Annotated in this window: 14 protein-coding genes; 11 read left to right on the top strand and 3 right to left on the bottom strand. The window is 56.8% G+C overall.

Going from position 1 to position 18,817, the window contains the following annotated elements; genetic code table 11:
• The first annotated feature begins 8 nt into the window (after positions 1–8).
• From aceF to msrA, 11 genes are all read left to right on the top strand, one after another.
• Complete coding sequence (gene aceF / locus V6F78_RS11195; protein ID WP_047291583.1) at positions 9–1,643, top strand: dihydrolipoyllysine-residue acetyltransferase; 1,635 nt, start codon at positions 9–11, stop codon at positions 1,641–1,643.
• 438 nt (positions 1,644–2,081) lie between these two features.
• Complete coding sequence (gene tssI / locus V6F78_RS11190; RefSeq protein ID WP_047291582.1) at positions 2,082–4,163, top strand: type VI secretion system tip protein TssI/VgrG; 2,082 nt, start codon at positions 2,082–2,084, stop codon at positions 4,161–4,163.
• Positions 4,160–5,014, top strand: coding sequence for a DUF4123 domain-containing protein (locus V6F78_RS11185; protein WP_332727221.1), 855 nt, complete (start codon positions 4,160–4,162; stop codon positions 5,012–5,014). The genes tssI and V6F78_RS11185 overlap by 4 nt, the downstream gene beginning before the upstream one ends.
• Positions 5,011–5,787: a hypothetical protein gene (locus V6F78_RS11180; RefSeq protein WP_332727220.1), complete on the top strand. Its 777-nt coding sequence runs from the start codon at positions 5,011–5,013 to the stop codon at positions 5,785–5,787. Before V6F78_RS11185 ends, V6F78_RS11180 begins: the two co-directional genes overlap by 4 nt.
• Positions 5,788–5,952: 165 nt before the next feature.
• Positions 5,953–6,612: a hypothetical protein gene (locus tag V6F78_RS11175; RefSeq protein ID WP_332727218.1), complete on the top strand. Its 660-nt coding sequence runs from the start codon at positions 5,953–5,955 to the stop codon at positions 6,610–6,612.
• A 3-nt stretch (positions 6,613–6,615) separates the two neighbouring features.
• Entirely contained in the window at positions 6,616–7,425 is an 810-nt protein-coding gene (locus V6F78_RS11170; protein ID WP_257011119.1) for a hypothetical protein, read from the top strand.
• A gap of 12 nt (positions 7,426–7,437) precedes the next feature.
• Entirely contained in the window at positions 7,438–8,247 is an 810-nt protein-coding gene (locus V6F78_RS11165; RefSeq protein WP_257011118.1) for a hypothetical protein, read from the top strand.
• An 11-nt stretch (positions 8,248–8,258) separates the two neighbouring features.
• Positions 8,259–10,466, top strand: coding sequence for a lipase family protein (locus V6F78_RS11160; protein ID WP_169839403.1), 2,208 nt, complete (start codon positions 8,259–8,261; stop codon positions 10,464–10,466).
• Between the two features lie 192 nt (positions 10,467–10,658).
• On the top strand, positions 10,659–12,047 hold the full coding sequence (locus V6F78_RS11155) for an alkaline phosphatase D family protein (protein WP_094990063.1): 1,389 nt from the start codon (positions 10,659–10,661) through the stop codon (positions 12,045–12,047).
• A 183-nt stretch (positions 12,048–12,230) separates the two neighbouring features.
• Positions 12,231–14,924: a putative bifunctional diguanylate cyclase/phosphodiesterase gene (locus tag V6F78_RS11150; RefSeq protein WP_094990062.1), complete on the top strand. Its 2,694-nt coding sequence runs from the start codon at positions 12,231–12,233 to the stop codon at positions 14,922–14,924.
• 67 nt (positions 14,925–14,991) lie between these two features.
• Positions 14,992–15,642: a peptide-methionine (S)-S-oxide reductase MsrA gene (gene msrA, locus V6F78_RS11145; RefSeq protein WP_332727215.1), complete on the top strand. Its 651-nt coding sequence runs from the start codon at positions 14,992–14,994 to the stop codon at positions 15,640–15,642.
• A gap of 100 nt (positions 15,643–15,742) precedes the next feature.
• Here msrA and V6F78_RS11140 read toward each other — a convergent pair whose 3' ends face one another.
• From V6F78_RS11140 to putP, 3 genes are all read right to left on the bottom strand, one after another.
• Entirely contained in the window at positions 15,743–16,579 is an 837-nt protein-coding gene (locus tag V6F78_RS11140; RefSeq protein WP_047291535.1) for a 23S rRNA (adenine(2030)-N(6))-methyltransferase RlmJ, read from the bottom strand.
• An 89-nt stretch (positions 16,580–16,668) separates the two neighbouring features.
• Entirely contained in the window at positions 16,669–17,010 is a 342-nt protein-coding gene (locus V6F78_RS11135) for a hypothetical protein (RefSeq protein WP_048377079.1), read from the bottom strand.
• Positions 17,011–17,230: 220 nt separating this feature from the next.
• On the bottom strand, positions 17,231–18,718 hold the full coding sequence (gene putP, locus V6F78_RS11130) for a sodium/proline symporter PutP (RefSeq protein WP_047291531.1): 1,488 nt from the start codon (positions 18,716–18,718) through the stop codon (positions 17,231–17,233).
• Positions 18,719–18,817: the final 99 nt, after the last annotated feature.

Here is an 18,817-nt window from a genome sequence, read left to right as displayed (position 1 = left end):
GAATATTTGTGAGCGAACTCATTCGAGTACCTGACATCGGCAGCGGTGAAGGTGAAGTCATCGAACTGTTTGTAAAGGTCGGCGACCGCATTGAAGCCGACCAGAGCATCCTGACGCTGGAATCGGACAAGGCGAGCATGGAAATCCCTGCGCCCAAGGCCGGTATCGTCAAGAGCCTGAAAGTTAACCTGGGCGACCGCCTCAAAGAAGGCGACGAACTGCTGGAGCTGGAAGTCGAGGGCGCCAGCGCGGCGCCTGAAGCCGCCGCTCCGGCCGCCGCTGATGAGCCTGCCAAAGCCCCTGCCGCACAAGCGCCAGCCGCCCAGGCACCCGCCGCTGCGGCCCCGGCAGAAGCCACCGTGCAGGACATTCACGTCCCGGACATCGGCTCGTCGGGCAAAGCCAAAATCATCGAGATTCTGGTCAAGGCTGGCGACACCGTTGAGGCCGATCAATCGCTGATCACCCTCGAATCCGACAAGGCCAGCATGGAAATTCCATCGCCAGCTGCCGGTGTGGTGGAAAGCATTTCGGTCAAGCTCGATGACGAAGTCGGCACTGGCGATTTCATCCTCAAGCTCAAGGTTCAAGGCGCGGCGGCACCTGCTGCACCTGCGCCAGCCGCCCCGGCGCCGGCCAAAACTGAAGCGCCTGCTGCTGCAGCCCCTGCGCCAGCCGCCAAAGCCGAGGCAGCCCCTGCCCCGGCCGCCGCGCCTGCGCCAAAAGGCGCCAAAGTTCACGCAGGCCCTGCTGTGCGTCAGCTGGCCCGCGAGTTCGGCGTCGAGCTGAACGCCGTGAGTCCGAGCGGTCCGCACGGGCGCGTCTTGAAAGAAGACGTGCAAGCCTACGTCAAAGCCATGATGCAGAAGGCCAAAGACGCTCCGGCCGCCGGTGCAACCGGTGGTGCTGGCATTCCGCCGATTCCGGCTGTCGATTTCAGCCGTTTCGGTGAAGTCGAAGAAGTGGCCATGACCCGCCTGATGCAAATCGGCGCGTCGAGCCTGCACCGCAGCTGGCTGAACATCCCTCACGTGACGCAGTTCGATCAGGCTGACATCACTGAGCTGGAAGCTTTCCGCGTCGCGCAAAAAGCCGTGGCTGAAAAGGCCGGCGTGAAACTGACCGTACTGCCCCTGCTGCTCAAGTCGTGCGCCCACCTGCTCAAGGAAATGCCCGACTTCAACAGCTCGCTGGCGCCAAGCGGCAAAGCCATCATCCGCAAGAAATACGTGCACATCGGCTTCGCCGTGGACACACCGGACGGCTTGCTGGTCCCTGTGATCAAGAACGTTGATCAGAAGAGCCTGCTGCAACTGGCTGCCGAAGCCGCTGCGCTGGCTGCCAAAGCCCGCGACAAGAAGCTCACCGCTGACGACATGCAAGGCGCCTGCTTCACCATTTCCAGCCTCGGCCACATTGGCGGCACCGGCTTCACGCCGATCGTCAACGCGCCGGAAGTGGCGATCCTGGGTGTCTCCAAGGCAACCATTCAGCCTGTCTGGGACGGCAAAGCCTTCCAGCCCAAACTGATGCTGCCCCTGTCGCTGTCCTACGATCACCGTGTGATCAACGGCGCTGCCGCTGCACGTTTCACCCAGCGTCTGAGCCAGTTGCTGGCCGATATCCGCACCATCTTGCTGTAAGCCAGACCCCGGTCTTCTTCACCGAAGACCGGGGCCGCGCACTGTTTTCCGAGCGCCACGCTCGTACCTCAACCCCGCCCATTTGGCGGGGCTTTTTTTGCCCGAAAAACACCCCCCATTACATAATAGCTAAAGGCCATTATGCGCAACTTTTTGCACACCTCACTGTGGATAAGTGTGTGGATACATCGCTGAAGCCCATACTGTTCAATACATACAAGCAAGTGCGCAAGAAGTTGCACAGTACTGCGCAACTTCTTGCGCACTTTTTCGAACTTTCCCTAACTTTTCACGGGTAAATTACCCCTCTAAAAATCCAAAAAAAAATAACTCCCGTATAAACAAGGCTTTAAAAAACAGTGGCATGAAAGTTGATTACCCACTTAGTTCCCATTCAGGCCTGCGGGGCTGAATTCACTCTTTTCATGGGTAAAAAACATGTTCGCGCAGGCCAATACAGCTCACTTTTCCTTGCTCATCCCGAACGTGCGTAACGACTTCAAAGTCTTGGCATTCAACGGCAAGGAAGCGATCAGCCAGCTGTACGCCATTCGCATCGAGTTGGTCAGCGAAAATTCGAATATCGATCTCGAATCATTATTGTGCCAGCCCGCTTTTCTACAGTTCGGCCATAAAGGCGAAGGGCTCCACGGCCATATCGAAGAGGTATACGTCGGGGAATCCGGCAAGCGCCTGACGCGTTATAGCGTCAGCCTTGTACCCGCCCTGCACTATTTGCAGTTCAGCCAGAACCCGCGCATTTTCCAGCACCTGAGCGTGCCGCACGTGCTGGCCAAGGTGCTTGGGGGCCATGGCATCCAGGCAGATGCTTACGCCTTCAACGTCCACCACAGCCCGGTGCGTGAATACTGCACGCAATACGCCGAGACTGATTTTGAGTTCTTGCAGCGCCTGTGCGCCGAAGAGGGTATCGCCTGGCATCACCAGCACAGTAAAGACGGCCACTTGCTGGTCTTCACAGACACCCAGACCTACTTCCCTCTTTTGGGAGAAACGCCTTACCAACAAGGCACTGGCACCGTGGCTGACCACCCAGTGATTCAGCAGTTCTCCCAGCGCCTGAGCACCCGGACCAGCACCGTCACGCGTCGCGACTACGACCTCAAGCGCCCCAGCCTGCTGCTGCAAAGCGATTTCACGGCAGACTTTGCCCCCGCGCTTGAGGACTATCAGTACCCGGCGCTGATCGACAGCGAGAAGCGCGGCAGGCAACTGGCCCGGCAAGCCCTGGAGCGCCATCGCAGCGACTATCGCCTGGCTGAAGGCCATAGCGATCAGCCCGTGTTACGCAGCGGCCACTTCTTCACCCTGACCCAACACCCGCGTAAAGCCTGTAACGACTTGTGGTTGCTGCTCAGCGTCCATCATGAAGGCCTGCAGCCCCAGGCGCTGGAAGAGTCCGTCAGCAGCGATGTGCAACCCGCAGACGGCTTCACCCAGGGTTACCGCAACCAGTTCAGCGCTATCCCGTGGGACGTGTTCTACCGCCCGCCCCTGACACCCCCGCGCCCTCCGCTCGTGACCCAGACCGCCCGTGTGACCGGCCCGGAGGGCCAAGAGATTTTTTGCGATGAACTGGGACGCGTGCGGATCGAGCTGCCATGGGACCGGGCCGAACTGGACAGCGACAAAAGCAGTTGTTGGGTACGCGTGTCATCGAGCTGGGCGGGCAAGCATTTCGGGGCCAGTACCCTCCCCCGCGTCGGCATGGAGGTGGTGGTCACCTATGTCGAAGGAGACCCCGACAAACCGCTGATCACCGGCTGCGTGCCCAACACATCAACACCTGTGCCCTACCCGCTGCCGGCCAATAAAACCCGAACAGTGATGCGCAGCCACAGCTCGCCGCACACCGGCGGTTACAACGAACTGTCAATTGAAGACCGTGCCGGGCAGGAAAAAATCTTTCTGCGGGCACAGCGCGATCTCGAACACATCGTGCTGAACGACAGCGACACAACAATCGGCCGCGACCGCGCCGAACACATCACCCGCGACAGCCGCAGCCTGATTGATAACGACCGTTTCGAGCAGGTTGGCGGCAACAGCACCAGCCTCATCAAAGGAAACGAACAGCACACCACCCAAGGGCTGCGCGACACCGTGATCGAAGGCAACGAGCAACTGTCGGTCACCGGCAACAGCAGTACCCAGGTCGACGGCACGTGGGTGATGCAGGGGGGAGCCCACGCCCATGTCACCGCGACCCACGTGGTCATCAACGCCGGGGCCAGCTTGACCCTGAGCGCGGGCGGCCAACACATCGTGATCAATGGCGGGGGGATTTTCAGCAGCGTGCCGATCGTGGTCGGCGGTGCGCCCGTGCCCGGCGTCGCGCCATTACAGGCAGCCCAGGCGCAGGCCATCGCTGCCAAACCTCTGATTGCGCCCACACTGGCGGCCCTGATGAAGGCCAGTAAAGCCAAGGGGACTGACTTCTGCCCCCTCTGCGAGGCGTGCAAAGACGGCGTCTGCCTGCCGCAAGGAGCCACATCATGAGCCTCACCACCGTCGTGCAATGGATGAGCGAACAGCGTCAACTCGGCCAGGCCATTGCCCTGGTGCTGGACTCCGAAGACGAGCGCGAGACCCGTCAACAGTTGTTGCTAAGCTGCGATTACGAACGCTACTGCGGGGTCTATCACCAGACCCCGGTCAGCGAACTGGCCGATGCAGGGCCCTTTATCTTCATCATCGAGCCCCGGGAATACGCCGTGCTCGAAACACTGCTGGCCGAGCCGCAGCGCCACTGGGGCTGGCTGGCCAGCCTGCCCCAACAGCAACTGCCCGCCCTGACCCGGCACTGGCGCGAACGCATCATCACCGGCACCCGCCCGAATCAGGCGCTGTACCGTTTCCACGACAACCGGGTACTGGCCCGGGCGCTGGCGTTCATGCCAGAAGACTCTCGGCCCGGCTACCTGGGGCCTGTCACCAGCGTGTGTTACTGGGCCCAATCGCGCTGGGACGTCACCCACAACCCCGCGCCCGGTGAACACCCCGTGCCCGACCAACCGGCGTGGCTCAACGTCCCGGCCCCGCCGTTGCTGGCCATCGACATCCTGCACACCAATATCTACCGCTACCTGTGGGCCGAACGCAGCGATGAAATGCTCGCACTCAGCCAGCATCGAGACCCGGACGAGTGGCTGGCCGAGCAACTGACCCAAGCGCGGCACTGGAACTGGAACACGCCCGAACAGCTGCACTTTTTAGTGCTGCACCGTTTAGAGACCCTGGAGCGGCCGCTGATAAAAAACTGGTCCCCCCGCGACCACGAAACACCCCAGGCCCACTTTGAGCGACTGTTGAGCGAAGTGCAGTTCTGGGCGGGAGAAACTCCCCTATGAAGCCTAACCTGCGTGCATGGCTCTTGAGCACCAGCATGAGCCTCCTTACCGGCTGCTCACTGACCCCACCCAAAACCTTCACCTTTCAGGCTGACGTGCCTGAAAACTTTACGGTGACGGGCACTGCCAACTACAAACCCGCGCCCGGTGAAACCTGCATCGCCCCCACCGGCGAAGCGTTCACGACAGGCAGCCTGTTTTTCAAGCCGGAGCAACCCAAAACAGCCCATCAGGTTGAGTTCAAAGTCCCACTGACCGACGACGACCATGGCTGCTCGATGATACTGCGAGGGCTGAAGCTGACTATTGAGGGGCAATGGGGGCCCCGCGAATTAGATATGGGACAAGAAACAGCCAGTTTTTCTGTTTCAGACGACCCCTCAGAACAAACGCCCGTAGTTCAAGTGTTCAAAGGGCAATGCCAGTGGTTATTCAGAACCATGGGCCCGTATCGCTACATCGTAAAAATTCCAAAGTGCAGAGCCTTGAATGCAAACGGCGACATGGAAAAACGCATGATCGGCGGCCGCTTGCATCGCGATCTGTTGGCGGACTCGACAGTCAAGTTGGTGTTGTCTGTGGCGAAGGAAGAAGAACCAGCCGTTGGAGATAACTGGGTTAAGTTTCCTCAGGGATGGAAACGCTGTATGGGAGAAGATCTTGACGATAGGGATGCCTTCTGCTTTGGGAACACCACCGATTTCAAACCCTTCAAAATGCCCGACGGTCGCGATTGCACTGTTTATCCCAACTGCACTGAACAAGAACAATAAACAATGAAAACACGTCTAAATATTTGCGATGGGAACGTGCGAATACCCGCCATCAACTGGGTGCAAACCGTGTGCCTGGGCGCTTTTGCTTTGGTGATGTCGGGCTGCTCAATGACCCCGCCCAAAACCTTCACCTTTCAGGCTGACGTACCTGAAAACTTCACAGTGACCGGCACAGGCAATTACATACCTGCGCCCGGAGAAACCTGCACGGGCCGATCCGGCAAACCGTTCCGCGTCGGTCGTCTGCACTTCAAACCGGAACAACCCAACACGGCCCATCAGGTTGAATTCAAAGTGCCGCTGACTGATAACGAACATGGTTGCTCGTCAGTGCTTCACAGTTTGAAGCTGACCATTGAGGGGCGGTGGGGGCCAGGCAGAGAGCATACTTCACAAGAATCTGCCAACTTCTCTATTTCAAATGAAACCTCGCAACAAGCCTCTACGCCTCAAGTGTTTGAAGGGCAATGCCAGTGGTTATTCAGAACTATGGGTCCATATCGCTACATCGTAAAAATCCCCATGTGCAGAGCCTTGAATGCAAACGGCGACATGGAAAAACGCATGATCGGCGGTCGTTTGCACCGCGATCAATTGGCGGACTCGACAGTCAAGTTGGTGTTGAGCGTGGCCAAAATTGAAAAGCCTTACTACAAAGGCTGGTGGATTGAAACTCCAAAAGGGTGGAAAGCCTGTACAGGCGTTTGGGGCACTCAAAATGAGGAGCCTTGCACCAAGCCGTATAAATTTCTTGAGTCTTTCAAAATGCCGGACGGTCGCGATTGCACTGTTTATCCCAACTGCACTGAACAAGAACAATAAACAATGAAAACACGCCTAAACATTTGCGATGGGAACGTGCGAATACCCGCCATCAACTGGGTGCAAACAGTGTGCCTGGGCGCTTTTGCTTTGGTGATGTCGGGCTGCTCAATGACCCCGCCCAAAACCTTCACCTTTCAGGCTGACGTGCCTGAAAACTTTACGGTGACCGGTACAGGAAATTACATACCTGCGCCCGGAGAAACCTGCACGGGCCGATCCGGCAAACCGTTCCGCGTCGGTCGTCTGCACTTCAAACCGGACCAGCCAAAAACGGCCCACCAAGTTGAATTTAAAGTGCCACTGACCGACAACGAACATGGTTGCTCGTCAGTGCTTCACAGTTTGAAGCTGACTATTGAGGGGCGGTGGGGGCCAGGCAGAGAGCATACTTCACAAGAATCTGCCAACTTCTCTATTTCAGATGAGACCTCGCAACAAGCCTCTACGCCTCAAGTGTTTGAAGGGCAATGCCAGTGGTTATTCAGAACTATGGGCCCATATCGCTACATCGTAAAAATCCCCATGTGCAGAGCCTTGAATGCAAACGGCGACATGGAAAAACGCATGATCGGCGGTCGTTTGCACCGCGATCTGTTGGCGAACTCGACAGTCCGGTTAGTGTTAAGTGTGGCAAAGGAGGAGGAGCCTTATTTCAATCGCTATTGGATTAGGACAGCCGCTGGCTGGAAACCCTGTAAAGGGAATTGGGGCCGGGATATAGAAGAATTGTGCGTAAGTCCCCCGCAATTTAAAAACTTCAAAATGCCTGATGGTCGTGACTGCACTATTTACCCCTACTGCACTGAATAAGGACATTAAAAAATGAATAAACATGTAAACACGCCAAATGGGAAGCCGCTGATGCCCACCATCAAATGGGGGCAGGTTGTGTGCCTGGGCGCTTTGGCTTTGGTGATGTCGGGCTGCTCAATGACCCCACCCAAAACCTTCACCTTTCAGGCTGACGTGCCTGAAAACTTTACGGTGACGGGCACTGCCAACTACAAACCCGCGCCCGGTGAAACCTGCATCGCCCCCACCGGCGAAGCGTTCACGACAGGCAGCCTGTTTTTCAAGCCGGAGCAACCCAAAACAGCCCATCAAGTTGAGTTCAAAGTCCCACTGACCGATGACGACCATGGCTGCTCGATGGTACTGCGAGGGCTGAAGCTGACTATTGAGGGGCAATGGGGGCCCCGCGAATTAGATATGGGACAAGAAACAGCCAGTTTTTCTGTTTCAGACGAACCCTCAGAACAAACGCCCGTAGTTCAAGTGTTCAAAGGGCAATGCCAGTGGTTATTCAGAACTATGGGCCCATATCGCTACATCGTAAAAATCCCGATGTGCAGAGCCTTGAATACAAACGGCGATATGGAAAAACGCATGATTGGCGGCCGCTTGCATCGCGATCTGTTGGCGGACTCGACAGTCAAGTTGGTGTTAAGTGTGGCGAAGGAGGAAGAGCCTTATTTTAACCGCTACTGGATTAAGACAGCCGCTGGCTGGAAACCCTGCAAAGGAAATTGGGGTAGGGATATAGAAGAGCTGTGTGTGACTCCGCCGCAATTCAAAAAATTCAAAATGCCCGATGGTCGTGATTGCTCTGTCTATCCCAATTGCACTGAATAAGGATGCTCGTTATGAGTACATACGAAAAAAAAACCGATTGGGAAGAACCCGTATTCAGTGCGGATATGCTCGCGTGTCCTTTGAAAGAAAACTGGGTAAGTTTTCAACTCGTTGACGAACAAGGGAAGGGAGATGCCTATGCAGGGCTGAGCTATACCTTGAGAGATAGTGCAGATCAAATATACCGAGGCACTCTGGATTCTGAGGGTTTCGCGAAAATCAAAGAGTGTTATAAGGGCCCTGTAATTTTATGCCTTGATACTTCCTACGCTGGCAGTGAGGTGACGTATAACGACCTGAAAATTAGAAAATCTTACCCGCTCCCCATCACCGAACTCCAAGTCCGAGCAGAAAAAACCCAATTTTTCCACAAAGACGGCTTCCGTACCGAGCACAACCCTGCCAATAAGAACGACGGCAATTTCATTCAGGTGGAGGTTCGCGACCTGGTTAAAAACGGCGCGCATTTACCGCCGGTGGTTGACCGTCACTACCCGCCCAAAAAAGCACTGCTTGACGCAGTGGCTCAGTTATCGCCGGGGCAAGACGCGTCCGACCTGTACGGTGTCGGGCTAATGCCTAATCGCCATACCGTGCTGGAAGTTCGCCCTCTGCGTGCCTTCAGGCCCCTGCTTTCAACCGCGAATGAATTCAGCGCCTTGAATTTGTATCAGCTCTCCATCATGGCCGGGCTGAGTTATTCGGATTTCGGCCAAAAGCCGCCCGTCAGGCCTACTCATACTGTCGAATTCAAATTTAACCCCAGTGTCGGCAACTTTTTCGGGGATGCCCTGGCAAACTTCCGCCAAAGCTGGAGGGTCGAAAAAGACCAATCTTCGGTCACCCGCTATTACCCTCTTTATGAAGAGGTGCCCTACTCCAAACGCTTCGAAATCCTGCCCTTCGACCCCACGCTTTATGAAATGAATTTGCCGGAGAAAGAAGAAGAGCAAGAGCATCCGGCCAATCTTCATTTTTTCACCGATCACAATAAGTACTGGCTGAGCGGTAAAAGCACCCAGGCCTATATCACGCACCATGATGAAATCATCCTGATCGGCATACGTGGCACGCTTGAAAAGTCAGACTGGTGGCGTGATGCCGATGCTGTACAGGTGCCTTTTGAAGAGGGTACAGGTCATGTTCACCACGGTTTTTACGATGCCTACAAGGCGCTAAAAAAATTCATTCAAAAATATCTGCTTCAGTTCTTCACTGGTCAAAAAATCGTTATTACCGGCCATAGTTTGGGCGGGGCAATTGCACTGATCCTCGCCGAGGCCTTGCGCAACGATAAAGAGCAACAGTACGACATCCTCCTCTACACCTACGGCGCGCCACGCGCGGGTGATGCGGCTTTCGTCGAGGCCGCCAGGCCGCTGGTTCACCATCGTATGGTCAACAACGACGACGTGGTGCCCAGCGTACCCGCGCCCTGGATGAATGCCCGGCGTACCATCTGGCTTCCGGGGCTCGCTTCGCTGTTTGTGATCAACCCGGTGATGGCCATTTTGATTTTTGTCGGAGGCCTGGTGCGGGTCGGCGGCAAACCGTATGAGCATCACGGCACGTTGCACCACTTCATGCCCGTGCGTTTCGGCGCCGAGGAAAAATCTTCCATTCTCTGGAACCCCGGTTGTGCCTCTATCGAAGAGGCCGCTTGCACCCGCGCCCTGGCCAAGGACGGGGACCTTCCTTGGCGCGGTGGTTTAATCCAACAGTTCATGAGTTTTGGGGATCACAGTTTGGCGGGCGCTTACATCCCGTTCTCATGGGCCACCTTGCGGCGCTGGCAGCAAACCGAGAAAGACAGTCAGACGGTGGTCACCAACCGTGAGTACAGGCTGGTGAGTGAGGCGCTGCAAACCATGCGCAAACAGGTGTTGAACAAGAGCAGAGAAGCCGCCGACACCAAGGGGTATGCCAATAACGAGCCCGACTACATTCAGACCGTCAACGACTATTCAGGCGAGTACGGCAAGCTGGGCACGGCCCTGCAACGCCTCAAAACCCAGAACGATCGTTACCTGACCCTTAAGGATGTCTACGGCACCGCCGCGCAGTCTGACCAGTTGCAACCCACGCTGGATCGCTGGATGGCCCAGCGCGAGAACCAGGTGCAGGTGCAAATCGCGATGATCCCTCAGCTCACGGGGTATGACTTGGAGGTCGCTTCAGCCGGGAAGCCATATTTCCTGGACTTAGACTCCATTGTGTAACGCCTCGCCAGCAGCCCGGTTGCGCCAGTCACCGGGCTGGAAGTTGTGTTTTGCGGTGTTCATATCGATAGGGTCACACAGGCGCTGATCGCTGCGGCCTACAGTTCGCGTCGAACTCACGGACAGGTCATCCCGTGGGGCCACTTCTATGTTTAAAAAAAGATTTTTTTAAACATCAGAAAGGATTTCGATGTGAATGGACCCACTGTCGGCCCGATTCTGGGCTACACCACTGCTCACCATGCGCGCATTTTTCTGCGCGGCGCCCCCAGCCAGGATGACCCGGTTTTCGCAGGCATTCGGCATCGTAAACGCGGCGAACCGCTGTGGTCTTCGGGTGTTTATTCAAAGCTCGATGACGCCTACGACATGTCCGACACCCTGGTGCTGGACAACCTTGAAGCCGACACGCCCTACGAATACCAAGCGGGCTGGTTCAACACCACGCACCCCGACCACACCGCCGAAACCGTGGCAAAGATACCGCTGCAATGGCCACAAACCGTTTACACCTTCAAGACTGCAAGCACCGAACGCAATCGGGCACGTCGTTATATCGTGGGGTCTTGTCGCTACCTCAGGCTCACCTTGGGCGTGCCGTCTGCGCCCGAACTCGGGGACGCCATTTTCAGCGCGATTCAGTCGCTGTCAGCCCACCAACCGCTCGATGCGCTGCTGATGATCGGCGATCAGGTCTACGTTGATGATTTGAACATCGTGGCGCCCGACCGTGATTACCCCTCCATCGCGCACAAATACCGCTGCGCCTTTTCTCAGCCTCACATCCGCACCTTAATGTCGGGCACACCGACGTACATGATTCTCGATGACCATGAAATCGAGGATAACTGGCCCGCCAATCAAAGCAGCACCGACAAAGCGCTTTATCAAAATGCCATCCGTGCTTATGAAATCTATCAGTGCAGCCATGGCCCGGCGCTTGAGCGGCTGCCCGACGGACACATCAACCGAAAGGCATCGCGCTATTGGTACTCGTTTGCCGACGGCGACAGCGACTGGTTTGTCATGGATTGCCGCACGCAGCGCACACTGAAGGGCAGCGACAAACGCATGCTGGGCGTCGAGCAGGAAAACGCGTTACTTAAATGGCTGATCCAGAGCCCGGCCAACGTGAAATTCATTGTCAGCAGCGTGCTGGTCTTCCCCGACCAAAACAAACATGGCGACGATGGCTGGCAGGCTTACTCAGCCCAGCGCACACGTATTCTTGAGACCATTCGTACCAACAAGATCAAAAACGTCATTTTTGTATCCGGCGATATTCATGGCTCGTTGACCAGCCAATTGCGGCATAGCCAAGACCCTGACTTCCTCGTACACAGCATCGTTTCTTCGCCGCTGTGCAACTCAAAAATGCTGCCCTACGCCAAAGCCAACAACCTGATCTTCGACCGCCCCTTGGCCACCAACAGTGCCGGCGCTTATGAGGTCTCAATGACCAGCCGCATGATCAGCGAAGACAATTTCGCTTGCCTGACGCTGCAAGCGGACCAGTTAACCGTGGACTTTCACGATAAAAAAGGCAGAAAAATCGAATCCGTGACCCTCGCCCTGATGTGAAAGTCATAAATCTGAAACGTACGACAGTCGGCATGCAGGAATGGGACTGCCTGCCGATAACCCCATATAGCACTTAGCCTGCATGCTCACTTGTCAGCGCAGTGAGCATGATGCAACCTTGCTCAAACCGCAGTAACAGGCGCCAGCCCATGCGTAAACAGCATTTGTGAAGCGAGTTTCCCGATGAAAAGCCAACCCGATGCTGTCCCGCGAGCGGCAGCCGAGGTCGTCACGCAGTTACCTGTGCCTTCCCGGCTCGGGATGCTGCGTTTCGAGCGGCTTAATGACGCCAGCTGGGCACTGCTTTACCTGGACCCTAATTGCGAGCGCCAATTCGGCTTGCCGGCCGTGGAGCTGTGTTCGTTGCTGGGGTCGCCTTATGCCAGCCTGATGGAACCGCAAGCACGCTACCGGTTGCACGACGCAATCCAACTCCAGTTGGGGGTCAACCCGTATTACGTGGTGCATTACACCCTGCACACCTCCTTGGGCGCGCTGAGCCTGATGGAACTGGGCGAAGCCTACAAACAACATAATCGGCACCTGTTACGTGGCTACCTGCTGGTGGTTGAGTCGGCCGTCAACAGCGCGCCCCCGGTGCCGCTGGATGATCTCGAAACCCAGAACTCCCGCTTGCAGATTGCCCTTGAACTCAACCAGCGCGCCCAGCAAGAGCAACTTCAGCACCTGGAGCGTGTCCGCGCCCAGCAAGACTTGATCCTGCGCCTGGCCCGCCATCGTTATAGCCAGAACAACTCCCTGCAAGAAGCCGCGGAGCTGATCACCCGCAGCGCCTGCGACATCTATCAAATCGACGGCGCCAGCCTGTGGAACCTCGAAGGCAACCGCCTGCTGCCTATTTCCGCTTACGAGCGCGAAAGTAATGCCTACGTCGCCCACGATATTTTCGATGCCAGCGACTTCCCGGATTACCTCGAAGCCCTGCACACCAGCCGCTCGATTGACGCGCAAAACGCCACCCGTGACCCACGCACCCGCGAACTGGCTGCCAGCCTCAGCCGGAGCGATGTTAACGCCATGCTCGACGCCAGTATCCGCATCGATGGTCAGGTGGTGGGCGTGCTGTGCCTTGAGCAAACAGGCAGCACCCGCGTGTGGCAGGCCGATGAAATAGCCTTTGCCGGAGAGCTGGCCGACCAGTTCGCGCAGGTCATCAACAACCACAACCGGCGCACGGCCACCAATGCGCTGCATCTGTTCCAGCGGGCCGTGGAACAAAGCGCAAATGCCTTCTTGCTGGTCAATTGCGATGGCGTGGTGGAGTACGTAAACCCCAGTTTTACAGCCATCACCCAATACAGCACCGAAGAAGTGCAGGGTCACAAACTGTCCGAGCTGCCCGCGCTGGAGAACCTCAGCGAACTGCTGTTCGACGCGCAATCAAGCCTGAGCAAAAGCAACAGTTGGCAAGGCGAATTCAAAAGCCGACGTAAAAACCTGGAACCCTACTGGGGGCAACTGTCGATTTCCAAGGTCTACGGCGACAACCGCGAGTTGACGCATTACATCGGTATTTATGAAGACATTACCGAGTCCAAACTGGCCCAACAGCGCATCGAGCGCCTGGCCTATACCGACAACCTGACGAATCTGGGCAATCGCCCCGCCTTCATTCGCAACCTTGATGAACGCTTCAACCGTCACGATGATGCCCCGCTTTGCCTGCTGCTGGTGGACATCGACAATTTCAAACGCATCAACGACAGCCTCGGTCACCAGACCGGCGACAAACTGCTGATCAGCCTCGCACGCCGCCTGCGCAATAGCCTGAGCCCTAGCGGCAGTCTGGCGCGGTTTGCCAGTAATGAGTTCGCGGTGTTGCTCGACGACACGGACCTTGAAGCCGGCCAGCAGATAGCCTGCCAGTTGTTGATGACCCTCGACAAACCCATGTTCGTCGACAACCAGTTAATCAGCGTGACCGGCTCGGTAGGCGTGGCCAGCGCACCGCTGCACGGCCGCGACCCGCAAACCTTGATGCGTAACGCAGGCCTTGCCCTGCACAAAGCCAAAGCCAATGGCAAACATCAGGTTCAGGTGTTTACCGAAGCGCTGAACGCCGAAGCCAGCTACAAGCTGTTCGTCGAAAACAACCTGCGCCGCGCCCTGACCCAAAACGAGCTTGACGTCTTTTACCAGCCCAAACTGTGCCTGCGCACAGGCCGGTTGCTGGGGATGGAAGCGTTGCTGCGCTGGAACCACCCGGAGCGCGGCATGATCCGCCCTGACCAGTTCATCAGCGTGGCCGAAGAAACCGGCCTGATCATCCCTATCGGCAAGTGGATTGCACGTCAGGCCTGCCGCATGAGCAAGCAGTTGAGCGCCGAAGGCCTGGGCAACCTGCAAGTCGCCATTAACCTGTCGCCCAAGCAGTTTTCCGACCCCGACCTGGTTGCCTCGATTGCCAGCATCCTCAAGGAAGAACAACTGCCCGCGCGTTTGCTGGAGCTGGAACTGACCGAAGGCCTGCTGCTCGAAGCCACCGAAGACACTCACCTGCAGCTCGACCAACTGAAAAAACTGGGCCTGACCCTGGCCATGGACGATTTCGGTACGGGCTACTCATCGCTCAGCTACTTGAAGAAATTCCCGATCGACATCATCAAGATCGATCGCAGCTTCATCAATGAGATCCCGGACAACCAGGACGACATGGAAATCACCTCAGCCGTGATCGCCATGGCGCACAACCTCAAGCTCAAAGTCGTGGCCGAGGGCATTGAAACCGCCGAGCAACTGGCCTTCTTGCGCCGCCATCGCTGCGATGTGGGCCAGGGCTACCTGTTTGACCGACCGATTCCTGGCAGCGAACTGGTGGAAAAACTCAAACGCTACCCGCGTGGCCCTCTGGACTGACAGCGCCGCAACACTCGGGCACACTGGCGGTCTACATTTTTACAAACTGACTGAGAGGGCTTGAAACATGGTCTTGCGCTCGGAAATCCTGGTGAATAAAAACGTGCTACCTACCCCTGAACAAGCCCTGCCGGGCCGTGAAACGCCTATGGTGCTGCCCGAAAAGCATTTCGTGTTCGAAAACACCCCGCTGCTGGGCCCTTTTATTGGCAATGTCGGCTTTGCCATTTTCGGCCTGGGTTGTTTCTGGGGCGCGGAACGCAAGTTCTGGCAAAAAAATGGCGTGGTCAGCACCGTCGTGGGCTATGCGGGCGGCTCGACCCCCAACCCGACGTACGAAGAAGTGTGCTCGGGCCTGACTGGCCACACTGAAGTCGTGCTGGTGGTCTACGATCAGGACAAGGTCAGCTATGAAGCACTGCTGAAAATGTTCTGGGAGCTGCACGACCCGACTCAGGGGATGCGCCAGGGCAACGACATCGGCACCCAATACCGTTCGGTGATCTATTGCACCACGCTTGAACAACTCGCAGTCGCCAAGGCCAGCAAAGAGGCCTACCTGGCCGAACTGACCAAAGCAGGTAAAGGCACCATCACCACTGAAATCGATAAGGCCCCGACGGTGTACTTTGCCGAGGCTTATCACCAGCAATACCTGGCCAAAAACCCTGAGGGTTATTGCGGGATTGGCGGCACAGGCGTGACCTGCCCGATTTAAAGGGCTACAACGCGCGCACCGCAACACGACGCCGCCTCACGCAGCGGGAGGCGGCGATTCGATTCCGCCGCCCCAGCCATCAGTGCGGTCGGGCAATGACCTACTCCGCGATCAACCATTCCATCTGCCAGCCGCCCTGGGTTTGCCCCAGTTTTTTGGCCAACCACGGCAACAGCTCGCGCAGCTCTTCTTCCAGACCCCAAGGCGGGTTGGCAATCGCCAAGCCCGAGCCATTGAGGCTATTGGGCGTGTCGAGCGGGTGGACAAACAACTCCACCTGCAAGAGCTTCGGCGCGCCTGAACCCGCCAGGTCCTGATAAAAACGACGCAGCTGACGCTTGTCCTTGATCGGGTACCAGATCGCGACAACGGTCTGACGCATCCGGCTGATGGCATCTTTGAGCGACTCTGCGCAGCGTTTCATTTCGTCGAGCTTTTCAAACGGCGGATCAATCAGCATCAGTCCGCGCTTTTCGGCCACGGGCAGCAGCGCACGCGGCACGTGCCAGCCTTCACCCAAATGCACCGCAACGCGGCGATCGCCCTTCATGTTGTCTTTGAGCAACACACCATCTTGCGGGTGTTTCTCGTTCAATAACACGCGGTCCTGAGAGCGGGTCAAACGCCGCGCCAATTCAGGCGAACCCGGGTAGTAACGCAACTCACCGTCCGGGTTCATCTTGTGCAGCACGTGCATGTAATCCGCTGTCACGGCGGGCAAGTCTTTCTGCCCCCACAGGCGTGCAATGCCCTCCAGGTACTCGCCGGTGCGAGTGGCCTGATCCCCTTGAAGGTCGTACAGACCAATGCCCGCATGGGTATCCAGGTAGGCAAAGGGCTGCTCTTTACGCGACATCAAGGCGATGAGGCGGGTCAAAACAATATGTTTAAGGACGTCAGCATGGTTGCCGGCGTGGAAGGCGTGACGATAGTTCATGGTTGCTCCTGCGCAGGGGGCGAAGTTTACCCTGTGCAGCCCCTACCGTCAGGCGTTATGCCCAATACAGTGCCAGACGGTTTAGCAGGTCAAATCGCCTGAGGCTCCAGCACCAGATGTTGCGTGCTTGGGGCATCGTTTTGCCAGGCAGCCGAGAAACTGTGATCCGCATCTGCAACCAGCGCACTTCCATCGAGCACCTCTACGCGAATGACGTAGTGTGCAACGCTTTCAGGGACATGGTCATCGTCGAAATGAAACGCAAAATCCCACGGTTCCCTGATGGAGGTGGGCTCACTGATAAAACCAATCTGCTTTCGAACACCGTCAGCCTGGAGAATAAATAGCTGGATCGTCCAAACGTAATGGCGTTGAAACTGAAACGGTATTTTATGAAGTGAAATATCACCGCGAAGTACTTTAGTGCTCATCTGCTAACTCCTGAATGAAGGCGCTCAAAAGCGAGCGCTGATGAGAGGCTAGTCGAGATCATTCGGGCAAAAACAGTCTCAGACGCTTCCCGGCAGTCACCCGGATTTTTCATACGGCAAGCCGGTCTGTGCGCCTTATCCGCAAAGCCCACTGCAAAAAAAACCGCCTCCAGAGAGGCGGTTTTTCAGGTGTCGACACTTGAGCAAAAGCTCGATGGACTTATTGGTTCAGCTTGAAGTCTTTCTCGGCAGCATCAAAGCGCTCAATCATCTTGCTGCTTGGGCCTTTGCCCATGGAGCTGACCGCCAGAATGGCGATGCTGGCGAAGATGAAGCCCGGGATGATCTCGTACAGGCCCAACAATTCGAAGTGCTTCCACACGATAACCGTGACAGCGCCGACCACAATACCGGCCAATGCGCCGTTACGGGTCATGCCTTTCCACAGCACAGAGATCAGAACCACGGGGCCGAACGCGGCACCGAAGCCTGCCCATGCGTAGCTCACCAGGCCCAGAACGCGGTTGTCAGGGTTGGCCGCCAGTAAGATGGCGATCAACGCAACCACCAGCACCATGGCGCGACCGACCCACACCAGTTCTTTCTGCGAAGCATTTTTACGCAGGAAGGCTTTATAGAAGTCTTCGGTCAGGGCGCTGGAACATACCAGCAACTGGCAGCTCAAGGTGCTCATCACGGCAGCCAGAATAGCCGACAGCAACACACCAGCAATCCATGGGTTGAACAGCAACTTGGCCAGCTCAATGAATACACGCTCAGGGTTTTCGGTCACGGGACCAGCCACTTCAGGGTGTGCCGAGAAGTAAGCGATACCGAAGAAGCCCACGGCAACCGTACCGGCCAGGCACAGGATCATCCAGGCCATGGAAATGCGACGCGCCTTGGCGATCGATTTCACGGAGTCGGCAGCCATGAAGCGCGCCAGAATGTGCGGCTGGCCGAAGTAACCCAGACCCCAGCCCATCAGCGAGATGATGCCGATGAAGGTCGTGCCTTTGAGCATGTCGAAGTTGCTTGGGTCTTGCGCTTCGATCGCCAGGAAGGTGGTATCCACGCCGCCGGTCGCCAACAGCACAATGATGGGCGTCAGGATCAACGCGAAAATCATCAGGGTGGCCTGAACGGTGTCCGTCCAGCTGACCGCCAGGAAACCGCCGACGAAGGTGTAGGCGATGGTCGCTGCAGCGCCCGCCCACAGTGCGGTTTCGTACGGCATGCCGAAGGTGCTTTCGAACAGGCGGGCACCGGCCACGATGCCGGAAGCACAGTAGATGGTGAAGAACACCAGAATCACGATGGCAGAGATGATCCGCAGCAGGCCGCTCTTGTCTTCAAAACGGCTGGCGAAGTAATCCGGAAGGGTCAGTGCATCGCCGTTGTGCTCGGTCTGTACCCGCAGGCGACCTGCCACAAACAGCCAGTTCAGGTAGGCCCCGGTCACCAGACCGATGGCAATCCAGCTTTCCGACAGGCCGGAAACATAAATCGCACCCGGTAAACCCATCAACAACCAGCCGCTCATGTCGGAGGCGCCAGCGGACAATGCCGTCACAACGCTACCCAAACTACGGCCGCCAAGAATGTAATCAGACAGGTTATTGGTGGAGCGATAGGCCATGAAGCCAATCAGCACCATTGCCACGATATAGATCACGAACGTGATCAGGGTTGGGTTACTAACACTCATTGAATTAAGCCCTGGCATTGTTTTTATGTTTAGCAGCGGTCTGGTGGGACGCTCACAAACGTCCTGTTTGAGACGAAGAACATAGCCGCGCATTTATAA

The organism is Pseudomonas sp. ESBL9, assembly GCF_036668715.1.
Classification (GTDB): domain Bacteria; phylum Pseudomonadota; class Gammaproteobacteria; order Pseudomonadales; family Pseudomonadaceae; genus Aquipseudomonas; species Aquipseudomonas lundensis.
The sequence above is the reverse complement of the archived record's forward strand: the minus strand, read 5'-3'. Positions and strand labels throughout refer to the sequence as shown.